General features: G+C 74.3%; 1 protein-coding gene. It reads left to right on the top strand.

Annotated features, from left to right (window positions below; translation table 11 throughout):
* On the top strand, positions 1-977 hold a 977-nt coding region (locus tag GH736_RS23470), incomplete at both ends, for an aromatic amino acid lyase (RefSeq protein WP_159607475.1).

Here is a 977-nt window from a genome sequence, read left to right as displayed (position 1 = left end):
GCGCGAGTACGGCTCGCTCGGCTGCTCGGGCGACCTCGCTCCGCTGTCGCACTGCGCGCTCGTCGCCATGGGCGAGGGCGAGGTGCGCGACGCGCAGGGCGAGGCGACGGATGCCGCGAGCGCGCTGTCCGCGGCCGGCATCACGCCCCTCCGCCTCGCCGAGAAGGAGGGCCTCGCCCTCATCAACGGCACGGACGGCATGCTGGGCATGCTCGCCCTCGCGATCGACGACCTGCGGATGCTGCTCACCACCGCCGACGTGGCCGCCGCGATGAGCGTCGAGGGACTCATGGGCACCGATGCCGTCTTCGCGGCCGACCTGCACGCCCTGCGGCCGCAGCGCGGGCAGGCGGTGTCCGCCTCGAACCTGCGCCGCCTGCTCGCCGGCTCGCCGATCGTCGCGAGCCACAAGGGACCCGAGTGCACCCGCGTGCAGGACGCCTACTCGCTGCGCTGCGCACCCCAGGTGCACGGCGCGGCCCGCGACACGCTCGCGCACGCGGCATCCGTCGCCGAGGCCGAGCTCGCGAGCGCCGTCGACAACCCCGTGCTGACCCTCGACGGCCGCGTCGAGTCGAACGGCAACTTCCACGGCGCCCCGGTCGGGTACGTGCTCGACTTCCTCGCGATCGCGGTGGCGGATGTCGCGTCGATGAGCGAGCGGCGCACCGACCGCTTCCTCGACCGCGCCCGCAACCAGGGCCTGCCGCCATTCCTCGCGCACGAGGTCGGCGTGGACTCGGGCCTCATGATCGCGCAGTACACCGCGGCCGGCATCGTGTCGGAGCTGAAGCGGCTCGCCGTGCCGGCCTCGGTCGACTCGATCCCGTCGTCGGCGATGCAGGAGGACCACGTGTCGATGGGTTGGGCCGCCGCCCGCAAGCTGCGACGCGCGATCGACGGGCTCACCCGGGTGCTCGCGATCGAGGTCATGACGGCCGCGCGCGGGCTCGCGCTCCGGGCGCCGCTCGACCCGG

The sequence above is a fragment of the Agromyces humi genome (assembly GCF_009720255.1).
GTDB lineage: Bacteria > Actinomycetota > Actinomycetes > Actinomycetales > Microbacteriaceae > Agromyces > Agromyces humi.
Note: the sequence above shows the minus strand (reverse complement) of the source record. Positions and strands in the feature narration are given on the sequence as shown.